The organism is Brevundimonas sp. (assembly GCF_036399195.1).
Classification (GTDB): domain Bacteria; phylum Pseudomonadota; class Alphaproteobacteria; order Caulobacterales; family Caulobacteraceae; genus Brevundimonas.
Window position 1 is genome coordinate 1 of sequence record NZ_DASWNO010000001.1, and the last position, 21512, is coordinate 21512.

The following is a 21512-nucleotide window of genomic DNA, read 5'->3' on the forward strand; positions in this document are numbered from 1 at the left end:
GATGGCGTCCATCTCGTGCGCCGTGTTCGAAACGGCTGCGTCTTGCGCATCGTGCGCGGGCGAGGGGGTCAGCGGAAGGCTCCGGGGGTGGTTACTAAAGGGGCAGTATAGCACCAACCGGCTCTCGCGTCACCGGTTCCCCGCCGCCTCGCGCCGCAGGGCCGTCGAGGAGCGGTGATTCAGCGGCGCCGTCAGGTAGGTCCAGGCCGGCGCCGGCATGCCAGGCAGCAGCCGCGCCTTCTCGGAGGGCAGGTGCGCGGCGGAGAAGCGGGCGGCGGCGGGGGCCGTGCGACTGTCCAGCAGGGATCCCGGCCTCGCCACGACCGCGACGGGCATCATCCGCATGATGTCGGTCCAGCCGCGCCAGAGATGGAAGGTCGCCATGTTGTCCGAACCCATGACCCAGACGAAATCCACGCCGGGATGGCGCGCGGTGATCGCGCGCAGGGTGTCCACGGTCCAGCGGGTGCCGGCGCGGGTCTCGAAGTCCGAAACGACCATAGTCGGACCCGTGGCCGCCAGCGCCGCCGCGCGCCGCGCCGAGGCCATGCGCTCCGGCAGCGGCGCGGTCTCGTCCGATGACTTCAGGGGGTTCTGGGGCGAGACAAGCCAGACGACACGGTCGAGACCCAGCCGGCGCATGGCCGTCTCCGCCACGTGGGCGTGGCCGTCGTGCGCCGGATTGAACGAGCCGCCGAACAGACCGACCTTCAGGCCCGGCTGCAGGTCCAGGCCATCGCGCAGCACGCCGGGTCTCGGGCCGGAGGCTTTCGGGGCGGGACCGGCGTGAAAGAAGGGCAAAGGCGGGCTCGGGCGGACTTATGCTCACGAGGGAGCTAACACGCCCCGAGCGGGGTGTCGCGGTCGATCCGCCTCGCCGATTTCAGCCCGGCTGCTTCTTGAACGTGTCGCCGATCTCCGTGGCGTCGGGTCCGTCGGGACCGGCGCTGCGCTGCTCGCGGTCGGCGTTGCGTTTCACGTCGGCCTCGGAGGTCGAGGCGTCCGGCCGACCGAGCGGTGTCGCGCCGTTCTTCTCGCGGCCGTCGGTCTGGATGGGGTGGTCGTCGGGCATCGTGGCGCCTCCAGCAAAGACAGTGGAATGCCGCGCTCAAGGCTCCGTTGCAGGAGCCGCCATCTCTTCATCCGCTCATCCCCTCAACGCGGGGACCCGGTCCTTCGGGCGCCCTGAGGCGAAGCGGGGGCGCGGTCAGTCTTCCTGAAGCGCCGGCGCCAAGCTGGACACCACTGGGTCCCGCTTTCGCGGGTATGAGCGGAGTTGATGGCGCAGGAGTCTCGCAGCCTACGGCGCCCAGCCGCCGGGGGTCTCCACGACCGTTTCGTCCGTCTCGGCGGGGGCGACTTCGCCGCGGTCCTTGCGGACCTCGGTCCAGGCGGCGCGCAGCAGTTCGGTGACGCCTTCGCCGGAGACGCCCGAGACCAGCATGGGGCGGCGACCCGCGACGGCTGCAAGCTCGGCGGCCTTCTCCTCGCGCGCCTCCGGCGTCAGGGCGTCGATCTTGTTCAGCGCCAGGACTTCCGGCTTGTCGGCCAGGCCGGCGCCGTAGGCCTCCAGTTCGTGGCGGATGATGCGGTAGGCCTGGCCAACGTCGTCCTGCGTGCCGTCGATCAGGTGGATCAGACAGCCGGAACGCTCGACGTGGCCGAGGAAGCGGGTGCCGATGCCGGCGCCTTCGTGCGCGCCCTCGATCAGGCCCGGGATGTCGGCGATGACGAACCGCTCCGTGGCCGACAGATCGACCACTCCGAGGTTCGGCACCAGCGTCGTGAAGGGATAGTCGGCGATCTTGGGCCGCGCGGCGCTGGAGGCCGCGAGGAAGGTCGACTTGCCGGCGTTGGGCAGCCCGGCCAGACCTACGTCGGCGATCAGCTTCAGCCGCAGCCAGATCCAGCGCTCCTGCCCCTCCTGACCGGGGTTGGCGTAGGTCGGGGCCTGGTTGGACGGCCCCTTGAAGCGGACGTTGCCCCAACCGCCGTTGCCGCCCTTGAGCAGCAGCTCGGTCTTGCCGGCCACGTCCATGTCGAGCAGCACGGTTTCCTTGTCGTCGTCGAGCACTTGGGTGCCGACCGGGACCTTGAGGATGACGTCCTCGCCCTTGGCCCCGTGCATCTGGCGGCCCATGCCGTGAACACCGGTCTGGGCCTTGAAATGCTGCTGGTAGCGATAGTCGATCAGGGTGTTCAGGCCGTCGACGGCCGTGATCCAGACGTTGCCGCCATTGCCGCCGTCACCGCCGTCCGGGCCGCCGTTGGGGATGAATTTCTCGCGCCGGAACGACACGGCTCCGCCGCCGCCGTTGCCCGAGCGAATGTAGATCTTGGCCTGGTCGAGGAACTTCATCGCGGCTTTTCTTAGAAGGGCGCTATCGCTCGCGACGCGGTCGCGCGCTGCTTGAGCGCGGCTTATGGCGCAAGAGAGCGGCGATTTACAGGCGGGCGAGGTGTTTGACTAAGCCTCGCGGCGGTCCGACACTCTGCTCATGACCGTGCACGAGACCATCACCGTCTGGACGGAGCGCGAGGCGACTCTCGAGGAAGAGCTGGCCGCCCTGGGCGAGGATGAGGTTTTCGAGATGGCCAATCTTCCCCCTGACCGGACCGGGGTGCTCGCCACCATCTTCATCTCGACGGCCATGGGCCAGCGCGGCCCGCGTGTGAAGCTGTACCTCAAGCCGGGCCGCGGCCAGCCCAGCGCCTCCATCTCAAACGGACCCAATCCGCGCGTTCTGGCGAACAGTCTCGACGAGCGCGACCTGAACCGGATCGCCCCGAAGGCGCTGGAGTGGGTCGCGCTAAATCACGAGGCCCTGACCCGCTTCTGGTTCGAAGGCGAAACAATGCTGATCGCCGACGTCAGCGAGTTCGCCCGGAGCCTTCGGCGGGTCTGAGGGCGGGGGTCAGCCCTTCGCCCACACTCCGAACGGATCGCTCCAGGGCATGTCCAGCGCCTCGGCGACGGCCGGGTAAGTGATCTCGCCTTTCAGCACGTTCAGGCCCCGCGCCAGATGCGGGTTCTGCTTCAGCGCCTCGAGCCCCTTGTCCGCCAGCGCGAGGCCGAAGGGCAGGGTCGCGTTGTTTAGGGCTTCCGACGACGTGCGCGGCGCGGCGCCCGGCATGTTGGCGACGCAGTAGTGCACCACATTGTCGATGACGTAGGTCGGGTCCTCGTGGGTCGTGGCGCGGCTGGTCTCGAAACAGCCGCCCTGATCGATGGCGACATCGACCAGCACCGAGCCGGGCTTCATCTGCTTCAGGTGTTCGCGCTTGATCAGCTTGGGCGCCTCCGCGCCGGGGACCAGCACGGCGCCGATGATGACGTCGGCCTTGACCATCTCTTCCTCGATCGCGCCGATGGAGGAGTAGCGGGTGATGACCCGGCCCTGGGTGACTTCGTCGATATAGGCCATGCGCGGGATCGAGCGTTCCAGCACCACGACCTCGGCGCCCAGACCCATGGCCATGCGCGCCGCGTTCAGGCCGACGACGCCGCCGCCCAGCACCAGCACGCGCGCGGGCGCCACGCCTGGGACGCCGCAGAACAGCAGGCCCATGCCGCCGTTGTGCTTCAGCAGGGTTTCGGCGGCCGAGAAGACGGCGATGCGCCCGGCGACTTCCGACATCGGCGCCAGAAGGGGCAGGCCGCCCTGGGCTCCGGTCACCGTCTCATAGGCGACGGCGGCGCATTTAGAGGCGATCAGCCCCTTGGTCTGCTCGGGATCGGGCGCGAGGTGCAGGTAGGTGAACAGGATCTGGTCCTCGCGGAGCATCTCCCACTCGACCTTCTGGGGTTCCTTGACCTTCACGATCATGTCGTTGTCCGCGAACACGGTCTTCGCATCGGCGACGATCTTCGCGCCCGCCCGGGTGAAGTCGGCGTCCGTGAACCCGGCGCCCAGTCCCGCGCCCGTCTCGATTGAGACGGCATGGCCGTGGGCCACGTACTCGCGGACCGCCGTCGGCGTCAGGCCGACTCGGTGTTCGTTCTTCTTGATTTCCTTGGGGACGCCGACGCGCATGACCGTTTCCTCTGATCGGGGGCGGGCTCGCGGCCGCCGCTTCGGGCCGCAATCTAGCGGCGTCGCCGTCGCAGGTTCCTGTTCTTTTCGCCGACCAAGCGCCGTACAGTCGCAGAATCTGCGAACGAGGTACGCCTTGAAGACGATTTCCGCCGTCACACTCGATGACACGGACCGCCGCATGATCCGGGCGCTACAGGGCGACGGCCGCATGACCAACGCCGATCTGGCGCGGACGGTGAACCTGTCCGAGAGCGCCTGCTTGCGCCGGTTGCGGGCGCTGGAGACCGAGGGGGTGATCAGCCGGTACGCGGCGATCATCAACGAGCGGGCCGTCGGCCTGCCGATCAGCGTGTTCGTGACCGTGACCCTGTCTTCGCAGGCGGAGGCCTCGCTGACGGCCTTCGAGACGGCCATCTCCACGGTTCCAGAGGTGGTCGAGTGCTACCTGATGACCGGCGGGTCGGACTACCTGCTTCGGCTGGTCGTGCGGGACGTCGACGATCTGGAGCGGGTCCACTCGCGCGAGCTCACGCGCATTCCCGGCGTGACCCGGGTCTCCTCCAGCGTGGCGATGCGGACGGTGGTCAAGCGCGGCGCCTTGCCCGTCTAGCCGGACGCGACCGGTGTCAGCCGCCGCCCGCGGCCATGGTGTCCTGAATGCTGATGATCGCGGGCGTCAGGATGACGATGAACAAGACCGGCAGGAAGAACAGGATCATCGGCACGGTCAGCTTGGCCGGCAGGGCGGCCGCCTTCTTCTCCGCCGCGGAGAGCCGCAACTCGCGGTTTTCCTTGGCCATGGTGCGCAGGGCGGTCCCCAGCGGCGTGCCGTAGGTCTCCGCCTGGGTCATGGCTGTGGCGACCGACTTAACGCCCGGGTGGTTGGTGCGTTTGGCGAGACCTTCATAGGCCATCCGGCGATCCGGGAGATAGCTGAGCTCGGCCGAGAGCAGGGTCAGTTCCTCGGCGAGGTCGATCGACGAGCCGCCGATCTCCTGGCTGACCTTCTGGATGGCGGCCTCGATCGACATGCCGGCCTCGACGCAGATCAGCAGCAGGTCCAGCGCGTCCGGGAACGCCTGCATGATCGAGGTGCGGCGCTTGGCGATGCGGTTCGCCAGGAAGATGTTGGGGCCATAGAAGCCGATGACGGCCGCGACCATGCTGATCGTCACCCGCGACATGAACGGCATGCCGAAATCGTTGAAGACGAACAGGTAGAAGACGGCGATCCCGAGAAAGACGAAAGGCATCGAGAAGCGGAAGAAGTAGAAGGTCGTCAGCGGCTTGGGTCCGCGATAGCCGGCTTGGGCCATCTTGTCCGCGACCTTGGGATCCTCAAGCAGCTTGGTCAGGTTCAGCTGTTCGACGACCCGCTTCTTGAATCCCTCGTCCGAGTGTCGGAGACCGCCCTGGCCGCCGTTGTTCTGGCTGGCGATGGCCTGACGCGACCGGCGTTTGAGCTCCTCGCGCCGCTCGGCCACCGCCTTCATCCGGCTTTCCATCTTCCCGCCGCCGCTGAACGAGCTCAGCAGCGTCACCAGGGTGGCGAACACCAGCACGCCGACGGCCATGCTCAGCAGGTTCTGCACGTTGGTGAAAAACTCGATCATGGGATCGCGCGGGTCCTAGAACTTGAAGGAGATCATCTTCTTCATGACGAAGACGCCGAAAGCCATCATGGCCACGGCGACGAACAGCATGAACTGCCCGCGAGGATCGATGAAAAGCTTGGCCATGTAGGCGGGGGTGGTCAGGCTGACCAGGATCATCACGGCCGGGGGCAGGGAGCCGATGATGCCGGCCGAAGCGGTTGCTTCCGACGACAGCGCCTTGATCTTCTCGCCCATCATCCGGCGGGCTCGCAGAACGACCGAGAGGTTGTTGAGCGCCTCCGCCAGGTTGCCGCCGGTCTTCTGCTGGATCGCAATGACGATCGAGAAGAATTTCAGCTCCGGCGTCGGCATGCGCTCGTACATCTTGTCCAGGGCCTGGGCGAGCGTCAGGCCGACGCCCAGCCCTTCAACCAGCTTCTGGAATTCGGCGCCCAGAGGGGCCGGGCTCTCGCGCGCGATGATCTTGAAGCAGTCGTGGACCGGCAGGCCCGACTTGATGCCCCGGACGATCACGTCGACGGCGTCAGGGAAGTGGCTCGAGAACTTCTTGCGACGGCGCTTGCCAAGCATCCCGACCCACCAGCGGGGCAGGCCCAACCCGACCACGACGCCGATGCCGAGCGCGATCAGGATGTTCAGGCCGAACACCAGCGGCAGCAGAAAGGCGACAGCGCCCATGACGCCGCTGATGATCCAGAAGGTCGCCACCTTGGTGTTGAGACCGGCCTGCTTGAGCTTGGCGGCCAGGCTGATGCGGGCCTTCCGTTCAGCGCGCTCCGACTCCTGGAGCTGCTTCATGATCTGCTTGCGGCGGGCCTCGGGCGTGTTCGCGGCCGCGGCCTTGCGGGCGGCCGAGTTGTTCTGCTTAGGCCCCCCGAAAGCCTGGGCGCGCTTCAGGGCGGCTTCGCTGGAATCGCCCTGTCCGACGAAAGCCCAGCCCAGACCGCCGATGGTGATGAAGGCCAGGACGGCGGCGAGGATCGGGAGCATGTCCTACTCCGCCGCGTCGAGCGCTTCGGCCAGCTCGCGCTCCAGCCCATAGTAGCGGGCGCGGTCCCAGAAGCGGGGACGGGCGATGCCGGTCGAGCGGTGACGGCCGATGATCTTGCCGTGCTCGTCCTCGCCGGTGATTTCGTAGACGAACAGGTCTTGGGTGACGATCACGTCGCCTTCCAGCCCGACCACCTCGGTGATGTGCGTGATCCGCCGCGAGCCGTCGCGCAGGCGCGCCGCCTGGACGATGACGTCGACCGAGCCGACGATCATCTCGCGGATGGTCTTGGACGGCAGGCCGTAGCCGCCCATGGTGATCATGGACTCCATACGGCTGATGGCTTCGCGCGGGGAGTTGGCGTGCAGCGTGCCCATTGAGCCGTCGTGGCCGGTGTTCATGGCCTGCAGCAGATCGAACGCTTCGGGCCCGCGGACCTCGCCGACGATGATCCGCTCGGGGCGCATACGCAGGCAGTTCTTCACCAGGTCGCGCATGGTGATCATGCCCTGGCCTTCGAGGTTGGGCGGGCGGGTCTCAAGGCGCACCACGTGCGGCTGCTGCAGTTGCAGTTCGGCGGCGTCCTCGCAGGTGATGACGCGCTCCGTGGGGTCGATGAAGGCGGTCAGGGTGTTCAGCAGCGTGGTCTTGCCCGAGCCCGTGCCGCCCGAAATGACCAGGTTGCAGCGCGAGGCGCCGATGACGCCGAGGACGCGCGCGCCCTCGGGACTGATGGAGGCGTACTCCACCAGATTCTTCATCGTCAGCTTGTCTTTCTTGAACTTCCGGATCGTCAGCGTCGGGCCGTCGATGGCCAGGGGCGGGGCGATGACGTTGACGCGGCTGCCGTCGGGCAGGCGGGCGTCGCAGATCGGAGAGCTCTCGTCGACGCGGCGGCCCACCTGGGACACGATCCGCTGGCAGATGTTCATCAGCTGGGCGTTGTCGCGGAAGCGGACGTTGGTCAGCTGAACCTTGCCGCCCACCTCGATGAACACCCGGCCGGCGCCGTTGACCATGATGTCGGCGATGTCGTCGCGCGCCAGCAAGGGCTCCAGCGGGCCATAGCCGAGGACGTCGTTGACGATGTCCTGGACCAGGTGCTCCTGCTCGGCCACCGACATGGAGACGTTCTTGATCGCCACCAGTTCGGAGACGATGTCGCGAATTTCTTCGGAGGCCGCCTTGGTGTCGAGCTGGGCCAACTGCGCCAGATCGATGGTGTTCATCAAGGCGTTGAAGATCGTCGTCTTGGTCGCGTGATAATAGTCGGACTGCTCGCGGACGATCTCCGCGACGGCCTGGGCCTTCTTCAGCTGTTCGAATCCGGCCGTGGCCTTGGGACCCGGGCCCTTCGGCGCCGGGGCGGGCTCGCCCGCGGGCCTCGGGCGCGCAGCGAGCGCGTCGAGCCGGTCCGCGGCGGCTGAGGTGGGTTTCGGAGCGGCCGGCGTGTCAGTCTTGCGCATCTGCGCAGGGGCGGGGGCGGGCGCCAGGGCCAGGTCGCCCTCGCCGGCGAAGGCGAACGCTTCAGCGGCAGCGCCCGGAGCCGCCGCCGGCTGGGGCGCCGGAGAAGGAGCCGCGGGACGCGGAGCGGGCGCCGCCCCCGGTTGACCTGTGCGTTTGCCGAACACGCTCTAGGACTTCTTCCGGAACAGGCCGCTGAGAAGCGACTTGCCGTCGGCCTTGGCGGGCTTGCCCTTCGGTCCCGTGAGCAGCGGAAGCTCGCGGCGAGACACGATTTGGGCCAGCGTCTGGAAGGCTTCGGCGGCCTTCGACTTGGCCCCCGCGTCCAGGATCATCTGTCCGTTGTTGGCGGCGGCTCCGAACGTCTTCGGATCGAACGGGATCAGCAGGCTGGGGTGGACGCCCAGGGCGGCGCCGAACTCCTTGGCCGGGATCTCGGGCCGGCCCGGAACACCGACCTGGTTGAGGATCAGCCGCGGCGGCGCGTCGTTTGGCCTGCCCTGCTTGATCAGGTCGATCATGTTCTTGGCGTTGCGCAGCGAGGCCAGGTCAGGAGTCGCGACCACGACGACCTCGTCGGCCGCGATCAGGGTGCGGCGCATCCAGCCGGACCAGAGGTGCGGCAGGTCCAGCACCACGAAGGGCGCGGTCGAGCGGATCTGGGTCGTGACCTCTTCGAACGCTTCCGGAGAGATGTCCCAGTCGACGTCCAGGGTCGCCGGAGCCGCGAACAGGCTCAGCTTGTCGGTGCAGCGCACCATCATCCGATCCAGGAGCACGGGGTCGAGGCGATCGGGCTGGCTGAGCGCGTCGGCGACGCCGCTGAGCGGGTCCTGATTGAAGTCGAGGCCGGCGGTGCCGAACGGCAGGTCGTAGTCGACGATCACCGTATTGGCGCCGATCCGCTCGCTCATGGCGTATGCGGTGTTGTGGGCGACTGTGCTCGAGCCGGTGCCGCCGCGCGCGCCGACGAAGGCGATCGAGCGGCCGACGAAGGGCTGGGCCGGATCGGCGAACAGGCCGCCGATCGCCGCTATCAGCTGCAGCGGCTGCAGCGGCGCAACCAGATATTCGCTGACGCCGCGGCGCATCAGCTCGCGGAACAGCAGGATGTCGTTGGTGGCGCCGACGACGACCACCTTGGTGCCGGCGTCGCAGACCTCGGCCAGCTGGTCGACTTCCCACAGCAGGGTCTGCGGGTCCTTCATGCATTCGACCACGATCAGCGGCGGGGTCGGTTCGTGTTGATAGGCCTCGACCGCCGCGGCGACCCCGCCGACGCGGATCTGGGTGCTGGCGCGCGACAGGCGGCGATCCTGGCCGGCCCGTTCGGCGGCCGCGAGGGTGTCCTGACGCTCGGCGAACACATGGATGGCGATGCGCGGGACCGAAACCTCGGGGGCGTGCGGACCGCTTAAGGCCGGCGCCGAGAAGGCCGAGGCGGCTTCGGCGACCAGATCGCCGACCGGGTTGAAGTCCGTCACGGCCGGGACGTGCGGCGCGGCGATCGCCGGATGGGGAATCGGCGCGGCGGGCTCGACCGTCGCGACCGGATGGGCCGGTGCGGTGAACTGAAGGGTCGGCCTCGCCTCCGGCTGCGCCGGCGAACCCGCGAAGGCCGCGGCGGGCGGCGTTTCGGGCGCCTGCGGCGTCGTATATCCTGCATCGAGGTCGAACTCGTCGTCGAACTCATCGAAGGGCTGGGGGGCGAAGGCGTTGCTCATGGGATCAGTTCACCGCCGCTGAGATCTGGCCATTGACCAGGGGTTCCTGCGCAGTCGAGCTGGGCCGACCGTTGCGATACGCGTTGAACACGACCGCCGCCCGGCCCGAATCCGCAGGCGTCATCGGTTGCGGCCCCAGGATGTCCCGAGGATTGGCGATCTGGGCGGCCATATTGGCGGTGATCGCGCAGCCGAGGTTGGCTGATGACTGGTTCGACAGGTTGGTGGACATGTCCCGGCGTTGCGCGGCGCAGTTTGGGACGTGGGCGCGCAGCGTCTCGAATCCGGCGAGAACAGGCGCGCGCGGGTCAGGACCGGCGTAGGCTGACATCCTTATGCGTTCGGCGGGAACCCCTGCGCGCTCAAGGGCCGCCCCGACGGCGTAGGCGTGGGCGCTGGCGACCGGATCGTCGCCTGCGGGAGCCTCAATCCGGACATAGCCGGCCCCCGCCGCCCCAAAGCGGGCTGCGAGGTCCTGAACGGCGGCGTGCTGTGCGCCTGAAAGTCCGTCATCCCGGACCGCCAGCGCGATCCGATCAAGCCCCGGCTCCACCTGCAGCATGTAGCGGCTCAGCGGCGTCAGCGGCGCCGGATCCCCGGCCATGGTCGACGCGCAGCCGGAAAGGCCAAAGGTCAGGCACCCGGCAAGCGCGGCGGCCGAGATGGAGCGGTGCAGGAAGGAGCGTGTCACGAGCGTCCTCATTCGATCACATAGCCCACAGGGCCGGTCCAGCCGGCGGCCGGCGCGGCGCCGGCCATTGGGCGGTACTGCTGGTTCAGCTGGCCGAACAGCAGGGTCTGGGCGTCGTTGGCGATGACCAGACCGTCCGCCGGCGTCTGCATCCGGCCGGGCGACGTCGGCGTCACGATGTAGGCTTCGATGATGATGACCAGTTCGGTTTCGCCCGACAGGTAGTCGCGCGAGCGGAACAGCGCCCCGAGAATCGGCAGGTCGCCGAGAGCCGGCAGCTGGTCGATGTTCTGGCGCGTGTCTTCACGCAGCAGCCCGGCGATCATCATGGAGCCGCCGGAGGGAAGCTCCACGGTGGAGGAGGCGCGGCGGACGTTCAGGGCGGGGATGACCAGCGGGTCCTCGTCCGTTCCGCCGAGCGTGTAGGCCCCGGCCGTCGTCAGTTCCGACACTTCGGTCGAGAGCTGGAGGGATATACGACCCTCCGACAGGACGATGGGACGGAACGCCAGCCTGACGCCGAATGGCTTGAATTCGATGCCGACGGTGACCTGCCCGGTGGTGGCGTCGACGCTGCGACCGGTGGGTACAGGGAACTCCCCGCCGGCGAGGAACTCCGCGTTCTCGCCGTTGACTGAGGTGACGTTGGGCTCGGCCAGAATGCGGACCAGACCGGCGCGTTCGAACGCGCGCAGGCTGGTGTTCAGCTCGTTCCCGTCGCCACTGCGATCCAGATAACTCAGGACGCCGCCGCCCACCTGGCTGCCGGACACGCCGAAGGCGGCGGCCTGGGAGAAGGCAAGTCCGTCGCCGACGTTCCGCAAGACGGCGTTGACGTCGAGGCCGAGCTGCTTGATCGCGGTCCTCTGAACCTCGATTACGCGCGCCTTGACCATGACCTGGTCGGAGCCCTGGATGGTCATCATGTTGATGACCTTTTCGGGTGTGGTGACAAAGGCTCGGGCGACCTGGGCGGCGCGATCGGCCTCTCCGGGGTTCGCGACCGGTCCGCTCAGGATGATGCTGTCATTGACTGCCTCGGCCCGAACCTGCGAGCCGGGCATGACGCGGCTGAGGGTGTCCTGAAGCGCGGACACGCCGGCGTCGACGCGAATACGCAACGACAGGATGGTCCGGCCCGAGCCGTCCAGCACGACCGCGTCGGTCTCGCCGGGTTGCAGGCCGATGATGGTGATGCGGCGCGGCGAGTGCAGCATCGCCTCGGCCACGACGGGGTTCGGCACGATCACATCCCGGGCGTCCGACGGCAGGTCGATCGCCATCGAGGAGCCGCGCGGCAGGTTGATCAGCTGCGCGCCGGCGCCCAACGGCACGGCGGCGCGGGACTGGGCGTGCGCCGGAGAAGAGCTGGCCGGAACGACCGCGGCGATGGTCAGGCAGGCGAGCGCCAGAGCTGTCAGAGGCTTCATCGGAGGTCTCATTGCACCACCACCACTTCAGGCGCGCCGCCGCGGAAGACGCGGACGGCGGACGATTGCCGGACCACCGGCGCCACCCGTCCGGAGGGCCCCCCGGTGTCGGCGTAGGAGCGGAGCACGAGGCTGAGCTCGCCTTCCGATTTGGCCAGGGCCAGCGCTTCGGCGTCGCGGGGACCGACCTCGAGGGTGGCGGTCGCGCCGACCACCGCCTGCTCGTCGTCGCCCGCGCGCGTCGACTGGTCGATGGCCAGCACCTTGATGTTCTGCATTACGGTGGAGGAGTTGAACTTGGACCGCTCCGTCGTGTCGGTGGCGGCATTGGCGAGCGTCGTCTCGCGGGTCAGCAGGACATCGACGCGATCGCCCGGTAGGATAAAGCCGCCGGCGGCGGTCTCCACCGTGACCCGGATGGCCATGGCCCGCATGCCGGGCTCCAGATAGGCGGCCATGTAGCCGCTGTCGCCGGCCCGCACGATCTTGCGGCCCACGATGGGCTCGCCTGCGAGGATGGGTTCACGCACGACCGAGCCGACGTAATCCGCCTTGGCTCCGCCCGACGCCATTTCCGTCGCGGCGCGGGTGACGGACGCCACGGCGCCCTCGGGCTTGGCCATGGCGGCCTCGACCGCCGGGAGAGGCGTCGAGCCGTCCGTGATGAAGGCGGGGTTCACTTCGTCGGCCGGCCAATCCTTCCAGGCGAGATCGCCCTCGGCGAGGCGTTGGCCCGGCTGCAGGTCCTTGGCGGCGACCAGCACCTTGGCCATCGGGCGCGTGGGAACGGCGGCGGCGGTGGCCACCGCGGTGGGGGAGTTCGAGGGCGATCCCATGGCGCGCACGACCAGAGCCAGCCCGATGGCGGCGACGGCGGCGACGCAGATCACGATGATTCTGGCGGGCTTCATCAACGGTCTCCGGCAGGCCAGGCCGAACCGCTGAGTCGGTCCTGCGGCCCCTACCGTTAACGACCATGCCGTGGACGGGTTAACGCCGGCCTAAGTGCCCGTCAGCCCGCGATAAAAGCGGCCAGGAGCGGGGAGGCCGGGTAGGCCACCAGGGCGCCGGCGGCGATCGCGACGCCGTAGGGGATGTCTCCCTTGGGCTCCATCAGCTGGGCCACCCACTGGGGCGCGCCGAAGATGTACGGGCGGGAATAGGACCGCGCGAACATGAGGAAAACGCAGAACAGCCCTCCCATCAGGCCGGTATAGAGGAGGAAAATTCCCGAGCCGCCCAGTCCCAGCCACAGGCAGGAGGCCGCCATCAACTTGGCGTCTCCGCCCCCGATCCAGCGAAGGGCGAACATGCCTGCTCCGACGAACAGGGCGAGGAGGGCAACGCCGACATGGGTGACGACGGTCAGTAGGTCCAGGCCGACCGCGAGGGCCGCGGGAAAAAAACTGACGATCAGGAGTCCCGATACCCAGTTCGGAATCTTCATTGAGGTCAGGTCCTTGAGTCCGCCGACAATGACGAGTGTCGGCATGGCTCCGAGAATGATGAGTGTCAGACTGTCCATCATCCCATCTAGCCTGGACACCGTTAAAGTCCGGTTGCCGCAGCCGCAGACGCGAAAGAGGCCGGAGCGTCGCCGCCCCGGCCTCCACTCGTCCGGATGCGTTCTCGCCTTACGCGGCGGGAGCCGTGCCGTTCATGCCGCTGGTAACGGCTTCGAACTTGGTCTTGATGGTCGTGCCCAGGGCGGTCACGGCCGAGATGATGACGACGGCGATCAGGGCGGCGATCAGGCCATACTCGATGGCCGTGGCGCCGGACTCGTCGTTCATGAAACGCGAAACAAACTTGGTCATATTCGTATCCTCTGATGATTTCTAAGCGAGCAACTGGCGGGGGGAGCCGGTAGCCCGCTTGACCCCCAAAACGCATCGTGACCATGCACCCGAGCGGTTAAGACCAAGTCGTCAGGCATGGTTACCCTGCTGTTTACTTCGATTATCCGGAATTTTGCCGCTGATCACTCCGTCGGCAGTGGTGACGAGCGCCCCTACTCCAGTACCGTCTATGGCGTTTCAGACTTTCTTGAGGAATGCGCGGCACTGTTCCGCAACGCTCACGCGCGCGCCCCGCAATTAGAAGTCATCGCCATGATCCGATCCGCACAGACCAGGTTCCAAGCCAAGGCCCGCCCACGCATCGTCGGAGCCTTTGCGATCGCGGCCTTGCTGGCCCTTCCGTCGGCGGCCCCGGCGCAGTCCGGCCAGTCGCGTCTGAGCGTGGAGATCCATCAGGCGGCGCGGGTGCAACTGTCCGGCCCGGCCGGTTCCGTGATCGTGGGCAATCCCCAGATCGCGGATGTGACCGTGGTTGATTCCAACACCCTCTATGTCACCGGCAAGGGCTACGGAGTGACGGAGATCGTCGCCGTCGACCCGCTGGGCCGCACCGTGTTCCAGAGCCAGATCGTCGTCACTGACGGCGCCGGCGCCGGCCGGGTCAGGGTCTGGCGTGGAGCCCAGGCCACGGAAATGGCCTGCGCGGCCTCCTGCTCGGCCACCGCGCGCGTCTCCCGCGAAGCGCCTTGAGGCGAATCGCCGTGCCCCGCTCCTTGTCGAGATCCTCTCCGCCACGAAGCCGGCGAGGCTTCGCCGCCCGCTTCGCCCGCGCGCGCGACGGGTCCGCCGCAGTCGAGTTCGGCATGGTGGCCATGCCGTTCGTCCTGATGATGTTCGCCATTCTGGAGCTCGGGCTCGTATTCGTGACCGACTCGATCCTCGAGAACGCGGCGATCGAGACAGGCCGGTTGGTGCGAACCGGACAAGCCAGCGCGTCCGGCATGACCAAGGAACAGTTCAAGACGTCCCTGTGCAGCCGGATGAGCATCTTCTCGGCCGATTGCCCGTCACGCGCGCGGGTTGACGTTCGGGTGATCCCGCAGTTCGCGACCACGCCTCCTGACCCGCTGTCGACAGGCACGTTCGACGTCTCGAAAACCAGCTACAACAACGGCGCACCCGGCGACCTGATGCTGGTGCGGGTCTGGTACGAACAGCCGTTGATCACGACGTTCCTGTCCCAGGCGCTGTCGCGGACCACGAACGGCCCGGCCATCCTCACCGCGACGACCGCGTTCCGGAACGAGCCCGCATGACCCGCTCGCTTCTTGCCCGCTTCAGAAACGACGAAAGCGGCGTCTCGGCGATCGAGTTCGCGATGCTCGCGCCCGTTCTGATCGCCTTCTACTTCGGCATGGCGGAGTTCTGTCAGGGCTATATGGCCCAGAAGCGGATGGGTCACGTATCGGCCATGGTCGCCGATCTGGTCGCCCAGGAAGAAACGGTTTCAGCCGCCGCCCTGACCGACATGTTCAGCATCGGCGGGCTGATCATGAAGCCCTTCTCCACGGCGCCGCTGAAACAGCGTGTTAGCAGCATTACCCGCACGTCCGGGGTGGCCAAGGTCACATGGAGCAAGGGCAACGGCATGGCGGCGCGGGTCACGGGCGAAACGGTCACGCTTCCGGCCGATCTGATCACCGACGGTCAGAGCATCATCATGTCCGAAGCGACCTATGACTACGACTCGCCCGTCGACTATCTGATGCCGACGATCACGCAGTTCTCGCACAAATACTACCTGCGGCCCCGCACCGTCGATCAGGTCACCTGCACGGGTTGCTGACCCCCACGAGCGCTTCCCGCAGGGCGCTGATCTTCGCCTCTGTCTCCGCCAGTTCCGCCGCCGGGTCGCTGTCCGCGACGATCCCCGCTCCGGCGAGGGCGCGGTAGTCCCAGACCTCGCCGGACCGGCGGAACGACGCCGTCCGGATCAGCACCGAGGCGGTCAGTCGGCCCTCGCCATCGATGTGGAACAGGCTTCCGCACCAGGGGCCGCGCGGCGGCTCGTGCGACGCGATGACCTTCATCGCCTGATGCTTCGGCGCGCCGGTGATCGAACCGGGAGGGAAGGTCGCATCAAGCATCTCCGCGGCGCCGACGTCCCCCCGGGCCCGGGCCGACACGGTCGAGACCAGGTGATGCACCGTAGGATGGGTCTCGATCTCGAACAGGCGGTCCACGGCGACCGAGCCCGGCTCGGCGACACGCGCCAGGTCGTTCCGCATCAGGTCGACGATCATCAGGTTCTCGGCGCGGTCCTTGGCGCTGGCCGCGAGCTCGCCGATGAGTCGGGCGTCCTCCGCCGGGTCGGCGGCGCGCGGTCGGGTGCCCTTGATCGGACGGGTTTCGACGCGCCGGTCGGCGGGGTCGAAGGTCAGGAACATCTCGGGCGAGTTGGAGACGATCGCCAGGTCTCCCAGACGCCAGAACGCCCCGTAAGCGGCCGCCCGATCCGCCAGCCTCAACAAGACGTCGAAGGGGTCGTGGCCGGGGATCAGGCGGCCCGACCATGCGCGGGCGATGTTGGCCTGGAAGAGCTCTCCGGCCGCGATCCGCGAGACCACGTCGGCGACGGAGTCGAGATAGGCCTCTTCCGGGGCCTCCGGCTCGAACGCCTCGGCGGGCGCGGGCGGTCGGGCCAGGTCTTCCGCGGCGCTCAGCCAGGCGTCGGCGCGGTCCGCGGCGGCGCGCGCCCGCGCCAGGTCGGCGCCCCGGCCGATCACCCTAACGACCCGATCTCGGTGATCGAACGCCAGCAGGGCGGGGTATCGCGCCAGCATCAGATCAGGCCACACTGGCTCGCGCGGCCCCGTCGCCCCGCGCGCGCCGGCGTCATAGGCGAACAGGCCGACCACGCCCGCTGCGTGCGGTTGCGACAGGGCGGGCGCGCCGTCCCACGAGCCGACGTGCACCAGGTCCGGTCCCGCCCCGACGAACGACCACCGGCCCAGCGTTCCGCCGTCCGAGACCAGTGCGACGGGCCCCTCCAGCGCCCGTACGGCGCTTGCCGCCGCCAGAGGTTCGCGCCAGGGCCGGTCGCGAATGTCGGAGAAGCCCGCGGTCACGCCGCCAGCCGCCGCCCGATACGTTCCCGCAGGGGCCGGTCGACGCCGAGCGCCTGTTCGAAATAGGCGTCCATCGAGCCAAATCGCGCCGTGATCTCATCCAGCGCGGTCTCGAGATAGACCGGTTCGACCCCGAGGAAGGCGACGACCGCATCATGCGAGACAGCCCGACCTGTCATCGACTGCAGCTGCCGGGCGATCCCCGGCGCGCGGCCCTTTAGATCGACGGCCGTGTTGGTCAGCAGATAGTCCTCGACCATGTCGTCGCGATGAACGCCCAGCATCTGGTGCGTGAGGGCGACGAGGAGCCCCGTCCGGTCCTTGCCGGCCGCGCAGTGGATGAGAACCGGGGCATCGGCGTCGCCCAAGGCGCGGAAATAGCGGCCGAACAGATCGAGATGGGCCGGTTCGAACGCCAGTCGCCGGTAGGTCTCCGTCATGAAGCGGCGGCCCGAGTCCGGGGTCAGGTCGGCGGTCTTCAGGAAGGTGAGATGCGGGGCCTCGCCGCCGTCGTCGTGGTCGCTCTCGATCACGGTCCCGGCGAAGGCGGCGGGTCGCCGCGAAGGTTGGTCCCGCCGCTCCGAGGGTCGGCGCAGGTCAACGACCGTTCCGATGCCCAGCGCCGCCAGCCGCTCGAGGTCGGCGTCGCTGACCCGCGCCTGATGGGCCGAGCGGAACAGGCGGCCGCCGACCAGACGCCGCCCCGCCGCTGTCGCATAGTCTCCGAAGTCGCGGAAATTATCGAGGGCGTCGAAGCGGTGGATCCGGTCAGGCATGGCCGCCTTCTAGCCGAGCCGGGCCGCCCTAACCACTCCCGGCGACCAGCCGCTGCATGGCGTCGAGATAGGCGAGGAAGGCCTTGCGTCCCGCCGGCGTCATCGAGGCTTCGGTCAACGGCTTCCGGTCTTCGAAGCGCTTGGTCACCACCACGAAGCCCGCGTCCTCGAGTTTCCGGAGGTGAACCGACAGATTGCCGTCGGTCGTCTGCAGGCGCGCCTTCAGCTCATTGAAGTTGGCGTGTCTCACTCCCGAGAGGTAGGCCATCACGCCCAGCCGAATGCGCCCGTGGATCACCTCGTCGATACGCGCGATGTCGAAATCATCCGCCACGGCTCAAGCCGCCACTGCGGTTTCCTGGCGCATGAGCACCAGGCCGGGCGCCAGCGCCGTCAGCACCATGAAACCGGCGAACGCGAGGTAGATGTCGGGGTTGCCGATCAGGACGCCGAACAGCACCGCGCTTGCATAGGACACCAGGCCCGTGGCGGTCATCCAGCGTCGGCCCGAGATCGAGCCGGATACGATCCATGCGGAGCCGTAGGCCGTCGCGACGACACTGGGCATCGCCCACATCATGGTCCAGTCGTTGGAGCTGAAGCCGACGGCCATCAGGCTGAGCCACATCACGAAGATGCCGAACCCGAGACCTGACCAGGCCGCCCCCACCGCCTTGTTGCCGTAGGAGCCGGAGCCCGACTTGCGATTGAAGCGCTGGATGAGAAGATAGAGCGCGATCGCGAAAACGGCTCCGGCTCCCAGCCAGACCCACAGCTGGACCATCGGGTCCACATCGAGCGCGCCGCTCTGTATCGCCCACTGAACCATGTTTGCGGTCCCGAAGATGAGCGATGCAGCGACGAGAATGGGGCCGTTGAGCAAGGGTGCGTCCCGGCCCTGCTCGGCGAGCTGGCGCATCCAGGCGATGTCGGCGGCGGGGTTGTCGGTCTTCTCGGTCATTGGGCTGCTTCCCTCATCAAAGGCGACGGCCGCCAGCCAGCCAAAGGCCGGGCAGCAAGGCCACGAATGCGAGCGCACAGGCGCTGATCAGATACTGGTCGGGTGAGCCGATGCGGGCGGCTAGGGCGGCGATCCCGGCGAAGGCGCCTGTCGCCAACAGGCCCATGGCGAGGCTGCCGCTGCGCAACGCCGCCACCGCCCAGGCGACCCCGTAAAGCGTCACGCCGACCGCGCCCGTCCAGCGCATCAAGAACCAATCGCCGGTCGCCGCCGAGCCCGCCAGCAGCGCCAGGGCGGCGGCGATCTGGATCAGGATGGCCGCCCGGGACCATGAGGCGACCCGAATTCCGGCCGCGCCGCCGACACGTCGCAGGCGACGAAGCCCGACGAGAAAAGCGACGACCGCGGCGGGCCAACTGACCGCCAGCACCGCCGGATGCCACCCCAAGGCTCCGCTGAGGACGCCCCACTGAACTATATTGGCGGATCCGAACGCGGCCCCGGCGAGCATCAGGACACGCCCTGCGCAGACCTGGACGGTCGGCTGCAGAGGTCCGCGAGGGGGGTCGAAAGCGAAAGTGGACATGCCGGCGGTCTCCATGAACCCAACCTCCCACAACTGCTTTATGATGTAAAGTGCTTTCTCATGACGCGGTCGTGATCACGCCGTCGCTGACGGTGACCGGCCAGGGCGTCAGCCGGGCGCCGGCGCACGGACCGCCGACGCACAACCCTGAGCCCGGCTCGAACACCGCGCCGTGCCAACCGCACAGGATGAGCGAGCCGTCGGGGATCAGGTAGCGATCCAGCTCGATGGCGAGGGGGAAGCCCTGATGCGGACACCGGTCGACATAACCGCTGACCACGCCGTTCCGTCGCACGACGAAGCCGTGGAAAAAGGCCTCGCCGATCTGGAGCACGAAGCCGCGCGAGCCCGGGTCCGGAATGTCCTCTTCGGCGCACAGCCCCACGCCAGGCGGGGTCGTCGAGACCCGGCGCCGCTCCGGCGCGGGCGGCGTCTCGCTCAATGCCGCTCGGCCTTGAGCGGGCGCGACAGCAGATCCTCGATCACCGCCTCGACCGTGGTCTCGCCGTTCAGCAGGGCGGCGACGGCGAGGGAGATCGGCATGTCCACGTCCATCTTCGCCGCCAGCTCGCGCACCGCCGGTGCGCTCTCATAGCCTTCGGCCACGGACCGCTTGCCCGCGAGCGCCTGCTCGACCGTCTGGCCCTGCCCGAGCGCGAGGCCGAGGCTCATGTTGCGCGACTGGGGGCTGGAGCAGGTCAGCACCAGATCGCCGAGCCCGCACAAGCCGGCGACCGTCTCGGCCCGACCGCCCAGGGCGACGCCCATCCGGGTCATCTCTGCAAAGCCGCGGGTGATCAGGGCGGCGTGGGCGCTGCGCCCGAGCCCGCGCCCCTCGGCCATGCCGCAGGCGATCGCCAGCACGTTCTTGATCGCCCCGCCGACCTCGGCTCCGATCAGGTCGGAGGCGAGGTAGGGGCGGAAGCCCGGCGCCGACAGGGTCTCCATCAGTTCCTCGCCCAAGGCTTGATCGGCGCAGGCGAGGGTCACAGCCGAGGGCAGCCCCCGCGCCACTTCGCCGGCGAAGCTGGGGCCCGACAGCACGGCGGCGGGCGCCTGCGGCAAGGTCTCGGCCAGCACGTCCGTCATCAGCTTGAGCGAGCCTCGCTCGACGCCCTTGGAGCAAAGCACCACCGGCACGCCCGCGCGATGGTGGGGCGCGAAGGCGGTCAGGGTCGAGCGCATGTGCTGCGCCGGCGGCACCGCCAGGATCAGGTCGCAAGACGCGAGGTCGGCCAGTTCGGCGGTGACGGAGACGCGGTCTTCCAGACGCACATCCGGCAAAAAGGCTTCGTTGATCCGGCGCGCGCGGATGCTTTCGACCACCTCTGGCTCGCGCGCCTGCAGCAGCACGTCCAGCCCGGCCCGCGCGGCGACCTGGGCCAGGGCCGTGCCCCAGGCGCCCGCGCCGATCACTCCCGCTGTCCTGAACCGCATGCGTTCTTCCCTAGGCCTTGGCGCCCTTGCGGCCCGGCGGATGCACCGGGTCGGCGAGCGCTCTGTCTTCATCCAGCGGCCAGCGTGGCCGGGCGGCGGTGTCGATGTCGGATACCAGACCCTTTCGCAAACGCTCGGCCCCGGCAAGGGCGATCATCGCGGCGTTGTCGGTGCAATAGGCCATGGGCGGCGCGAGGAAGGCGAAGCCGTTGCGACGCGCCGTCTCCTCCAGCGTCGCGCGGACCGTCCGGTTGGCGGCCACGCCCCCCGCCACCACGAACAGGCGATGGTCATGCCGCTCCGCATAGGTCTTCAGGGCGCGGTCGGAGCGGTCGCTGAGCTGGCGTGCGATCGCCGTCTGCACCGCGTCGGCGAGGTCCGCGCGGTCCTGCGGCGTCTCGCAGGCCTGCGCCAGTCGGGAGGCCGCGGTCTTCAGGCCGGAGAAGGAGAAGTCGCAGTCCTTGCGCCCCAGCAAGGCGCGCGGCAGGTCGAAGCGCGCCCCGTCCCCGGACGCCGCCAGCGCCTCCAGCGCCGGACCACCGGGGTAGCCGAGGCCGAGGGCCTTGGCGATCTTGTCGAACGCCTCTCCCGCCGCGTCGTCGATGGTGGTGCCGAGGCGGGTCATGTCGCCGATCCCACGCACCTCCAGCAGTTGGCAGTGGCCGCCCGACACCAGCAGCAGCAGGAACGGATAATCGACCTTCGCGCCCAGCCGGGCGGACACCGCGTGTCCCTCCAGATGGTTGACCGCGATCAGGGGCAGGTCGCGCGCCAGCGCCACCGCCTTGCCGTAGCCGAGGCCGACCATGACTCCGCCGACCAGTCCGGGGCCGGCGGTGGCGGCGACGCCGTCGAGTGAGTCCCAGCCCAGT

The 21512-nt window shown here is 68.5% G+C and carries 26 protein-coding genes; 5 read left to right on the forward strand and 21 right to left on the reverse strand.

Annotated features, from left to right (window positions below):
• Positions 1 to 129: 129 nt before the first annotated feature.
• The 3 genes from VGB60_RS00005 to obgE form a co-directional block, all read right to left on the reverse strand.
• Positions 130 to 747, reverse strand: coding sequence for a nicotinate-nucleotide adenylyltransferase (locus VGB60_RS00005; protein ID WP_331036238.1), 618 nt, complete (start codon positions 745 to 747; stop codon positions 130 to 132).
• A gap of 136 nt (positions 748 to 883) precedes the next feature.
• Positions 884 to 1072 (reverse strand): hypothetical protein, encoded by a 189-nt coding sequence (locus VGB60_RS00010; protein ID WP_331036239.1) that lies wholly within the window; start codon positions 1070 to 1072, stop codon positions 884 to 886.
• Positions 1073 to 1300: 228 nt separating this feature from the next.
• Entirely contained in the window at positions 1301 to 2359 is a 1059-nt protein-coding gene (gene obgE, locus VGB60_RS00015) for a GTPase ObgE (RefSeq protein WP_331036240.1), read from the reverse strand.
• A gap of 139 nt (positions 2360 to 2498) precedes the next feature.
• Between obgE and VGB60_RS00020 the strand changes: the two genes are divergently transcribed.
• A complete protein-coding gene (locus VGB60_RS00020) occupies positions 2499 to 2906 on the forward strand; it encodes a hypothetical protein (protein ID WP_331036241.1) in 408 nt (135 codons plus the stop codon).
• A gap of 9 nt (positions 2907 to 2915) precedes the next feature.
• Here VGB60_RS00020 and ald read toward each other — a convergent pair whose 3' ends face one another.
• Entirely contained in the window at positions 2916 to 4034 is a 1119-nt protein-coding gene (ald, locus tag VGB60_RS00025) for an alanine dehydrogenase (RefSeq protein WP_331036242.1), read from the reverse strand.
• A gap of 136 nt (positions 4035 to 4170) precedes the next feature.
• Here ald and VGB60_RS00030 point away from each other — a divergent pair, with 136 nt between their 5' ends.
• Complete coding sequence (locus VGB60_RS00030; RefSeq protein ID WP_331036243.1) at positions 4171 to 4647, forward strand: Lrp/AsnC family transcriptional regulator; 477 nt, start codon at positions 4171 to 4173, stop codon at positions 4645 to 4647.
• 16 nt (positions 4648 to 4663) lie between these two features.
• On the opposite strand, the gene VGB60_RS00035 is transcribed toward VGB60_RS00030, so the two are convergent.
• The 9 genes from VGB60_RS00035 to VGB60_RS00075 form a co-directional block, all read right to left on the reverse strand.
• Positions 4664 to 5650, reverse strand: a complete 987-nt coding sequence (locus tag VGB60_RS00035; RefSeq protein ID WP_331036244.1) for a type II secretion system F family protein — start codon at positions 5648 to 5650, stop codon at positions 4664 to 4666.
• Positions 5651 to 5665: 15 nt separating this feature from the next.
• Positions 5666 to 6643 (reverse strand): type II secretion system F family protein, encoded by a 978-nt coding sequence (locus tag VGB60_RS00040; protein ID WP_331036245.1) that lies wholly within the window; start codon positions 6641 to 6643, stop codon positions 5666 to 5668.
• Positions 6644 to 6646: 3 nt separating this feature from the next.
• Positions 6647 to 8275, reverse strand: a complete 1629-nt coding sequence (locus VGB60_RS00045; RefSeq protein WP_331036246.1) for a CpaF family protein — start codon at positions 8273 to 8275, stop codon at positions 6647 to 6649.
• Between the two features lie 3 nt (positions 8276 to 8278).
• On the reverse strand, positions 8279 to 9832 hold the full coding sequence (locus VGB60_RS00050; protein ID WP_331036247.1) for an AAA family ATPase: 1554 nt from the start codon (positions 9830 to 9832) through the stop codon (positions 8279 to 8281).
• A 4-nt stretch (positions 9833 to 9836) separates the two neighbouring features.
• Complete coding sequence (locus VGB60_RS00055; protein ID WP_331036248.1) at positions 9837 to 10523, reverse strand: CpaD family pilus assembly protein; 687 nt, start codon at positions 10521 to 10523, stop codon at positions 9837 to 9839.
• 8 nt (positions 10524 to 10531) lie between these two features.
• Positions 10532 to 11953 (reverse strand): type II and III secretion system protein family protein, encoded by a 1422-nt coding sequence (locus tag VGB60_RS00060; protein WP_331036249.1) that lies wholly within the window; start codon positions 11951 to 11953, stop codon positions 10532 to 10534.
• 8 nt (positions 11954 to 11961) lie between these two features.
• A complete protein-coding gene (gene cpaB / locus VGB60_RS00065) occupies positions 11962 to 12864 on the reverse strand; it encodes a Flp pilus assembly protein CpaB (RefSeq protein ID WP_331036250.1) in 903 nt (300 codons plus the stop codon).
• Positions 12865 to 12965: 101 nt separating this feature from the next.
• The gene (locus VGB60_RS00070) at positions 12966 to 13481 is read right to left on the reverse strand and encodes a prepilin peptidase (protein WP_331036251.1); all 516 of its coding nucleotides are present in this window, start codon (positions 13479 to 13481) and stop codon (positions 12966 to 12968) included.
• A 106-nt stretch (positions 13482 to 13587) separates the two neighbouring features.
• Entirely contained in the window at positions 13588 to 13770 is a 183-nt protein-coding gene (locus tag VGB60_RS00075) for a Flp family type IVb pilin (RefSeq protein ID WP_331036252.1), read from the reverse strand.
• Between the two features lie 117 nt (positions 13771 to 13887).
• Between VGB60_RS00075 and VGB60_RS00080 the strand changes: the two genes are divergently transcribed.
• Genes VGB60_RS00080 through VGB60_RS00090 form a run of 3 tightly spaced genes read left to right on the forward strand, consistent with a single transcriptional unit; the run spans position 13888 to position 15598 of the window.
• Positions 13888 to 14502, forward strand: coding sequence for a pilus assembly protein N-terminal domain-containing protein (locus VGB60_RS00080; RefSeq protein WP_331036253.1), 615 nt, complete (start codon positions 13888 to 13890; stop codon positions 14500 to 14502).
• Between the two features lie 11 nt (positions 14503 to 14513).
• The gene (locus VGB60_RS00085) at positions 14514 to 15068 is read left to right on the forward strand and encodes a TadE/TadG family type IV pilus assembly protein (RefSeq protein WP_331036254.1); all 555 of its coding nucleotides are present in this window, start codon (positions 14514 to 14516) and stop codon (positions 15066 to 15068) included.
• On the forward strand, positions 15065 to 15598 hold the full coding sequence (locus VGB60_RS00090; protein ID WP_331036255.1) for a TadE/TadG family type IV pilus assembly protein: 534 nt from the start codon (positions 15065 to 15067) through the stop codon (positions 15596 to 15598). The genes VGB60_RS00085 and VGB60_RS00090 overlap by 4 nt, the downstream gene beginning before the upstream one ends.
• Here the strand turns inward: VGB60_RS00090 and VGB60_RS00095 are convergent.
• The 8 genes from VGB60_RS00095 to tsaD all read right to left on the reverse strand — a co-directional run.
• Positions 15579 to 16880, reverse strand: coding sequence for an anthranilate synthase component I family protein (locus VGB60_RS00095; protein ID WP_331036256.1), 1302 nt, complete (start codon positions 16878 to 16880; stop codon positions 15579 to 15581). The genes VGB60_RS00090 and VGB60_RS00095 overlap by 20 nt on opposite strands.
• On the reverse strand, positions 16877 to 17656 hold the full coding sequence (locus tag VGB60_RS00100; protein WP_331036257.1) for a tyrosine-protein phosphatase: 780 nt from the start codon (positions 17654 to 17656) through the stop codon (positions 16877 to 16879). The genes VGB60_RS00095 and VGB60_RS00100 overlap by 4 nt, the downstream gene beginning before the upstream one ends.
• 28 nt (positions 17657 to 17684) lie before the next feature.
• Positions 17685 to 17990 (reverse strand): transcriptional regulator, encoded by a 306-nt coding sequence (locus tag VGB60_RS00105; RefSeq protein WP_331036258.1) that lies wholly within the window; start codon positions 17988 to 17990, stop codon positions 17685 to 17687.
• Positions 17991 to 17993: 3 nt separating this feature from the next.
• The gene (locus VGB60_RS00110) at positions 17994 to 18617 is read right to left on the reverse strand and encodes a hypothetical protein (protein ID WP_331036259.1); all 624 of its coding nucleotides are present in this window, start codon (positions 18615 to 18617) and stop codon (positions 17994 to 17996) included.
• Positions 18618 to 18633: 16 nt separating this feature from the next.
• Entirely contained in the window at positions 18634 to 19203 is a 570-nt protein-coding gene (locus VGB60_RS00115; RefSeq protein WP_331036260.1) for a hypothetical protein, read from the reverse strand.
• A 58-nt stretch (positions 19204 to 19261) separates the two neighbouring features.
• On the reverse strand, positions 19262 to 19645 hold the full coding sequence (locus VGB60_RS00120; protein WP_331036261.1) for a Rieske (2Fe-2S) protein: 384 nt from the start codon (positions 19643 to 19645) through the stop codon (positions 19262 to 19264).
• Positions 19642 to 20640 carry an NAD(P)H-dependent glycerol-3-phosphate dehydrogenase gene (locus tag VGB60_RS00125; protein WP_331036262.1) on the reverse strand — a complete coding sequence of 333 codons (999 nt, stop codon included), beginning with the start codon at positions 20638 to 20640 and terminating at the stop codon, positions 19642 to 19644. The genes VGB60_RS00120 and VGB60_RS00125 overlap by 4 nt, the downstream gene beginning before the upstream one ends.
• 10 nt (positions 20641 to 20650) lie before the next feature.
• Positions 20651 to 21512, reverse strand: an 862-nt coding sequence (gene tsaD, locus VGB60_RS00130) for a tRNA (adenosine(37)-N6)-threonylcarbamoyltransferase complex transferase subunit TsaD (protein ID WP_331036263.1), incomplete at its 5' end; no start/stop codon positions are given.

Excerpts from the sequence above, each read along its gene's own strand:
- VGB60_RS00010 (WP_331036239.1), bottom strand. The coding sequence starts at position 1,072 with ATGCCCGACGACCACCCCATCCAGACCGACGGCCGCGAGAAGAACGGC.
- obgE (WP_331036240.1), bottom strand. The coding sequence starts at position 2,359 with ATGAAGTTCCTCGACCAGGCCAAGATCTACATTCGCTCGGGCAACGGC.
- VGB60_RS00020 (WP_331036241.1), top strand. The coding sequence starts at position 2,499 with ATGACCGTGCACGAGACCATCACCGTCTGGACGGAGCGCGAGGCGACT.
- ald (WP_331036242.1), bottom strand. The coding sequence starts at position 4,034 with ATGCGCGTCGGCGTCCCCAAGGAAATCAAGAAGAACGAACACCGAGTC.
- VGB60_RS00035 (WP_331036244.1), bottom strand. The coding sequence starts at position 5,650 with ATGATCGAGTTTTTCACCAACGTGCAGAACCTGCTGAGCATGGCCGTC.
- VGB60_RS00040 (WP_331036245.1), bottom strand. The coding sequence starts at position 6,643 with ATGCTCCCGATCCTCGCCGCCGTCCTGGCCTTCATCACCATCGGCGGT.
- VGB60_RS00050 (WP_331036247.1), bottom strand. The coding sequence starts at position 9,832 with ATGAGCAACGCCTTCGCCCCCCAGCCCTTCGATGAGTTCGACGACGAG.
- VGB60_RS00060 (WP_331036249.1), bottom strand. The coding sequence starts at position 11,953 with ATGAAGCCTCTGACAGCTCTGGCGCTCGCCTGCCTGACCATCGCCGCG.
- cpaB (WP_331036250.1), bottom strand. The coding sequence starts at position 12,864 with ATGAAGCCCGCCAGAATCATCGTGATCTGCGTCGCCGCCGTCGCCGCC.
- VGB60_RS00070 (WP_331036251.1), bottom strand. The coding sequence starts at position 13,481 with ATGATGGACAGTCTGACACTCATCATTCTCGGAGCCATGCCGACACTC.
- VGB60_RS00075 (WP_331036252.1), bottom strand. The coding sequence starts at position 13,770 with ATGACCAAGTTTGTTTCGCGTTTCATGAACGACGAGTCCGGCGCCACG.
- VGB60_RS00080 (WP_331036253.1), top strand. The coding sequence starts at position 13,888 with ATGGTTACCCTGCTGTTTACTTCGATTATCCGGAATTTTGCCGCTGAT.
- VGB60_RS00090 (WP_331036255.1), top strand. The coding sequence starts at position 15,065 with ATGACCCGCTCGCTTCTTGCCCGCTTCAGAAACGACGAAAGCGGCGTC.
- VGB60_RS00100 (WP_331036257.1), bottom strand. The coding sequence starts at position 17,656 with ATGCCTGACCGGATCCACCGCTTCGACGCCCTCGATAATTTCCGCGAC.
- VGB60_RS00110 (WP_331036259.1), bottom strand. The coding sequence starts at position 18,617 with ATGACCGAGAAGACCGACAACCCCGCCGCCGACATCGCCTGGATGCGC.
- VGB60_RS00115 (WP_331036260.1), bottom strand. The coding sequence starts at position 19,203 with ATGTCCACTTTCGCTTTCGACCCCCCTCGCGGACCTCTGCAGCCGACC.
- VGB60_RS00125 (WP_331036262.1), bottom strand. The coding sequence starts at position 20,640 with ATGCGGTTCAGGACAGCGGGAGTGATCGGCGCGGGCGCCTGGGGCACG.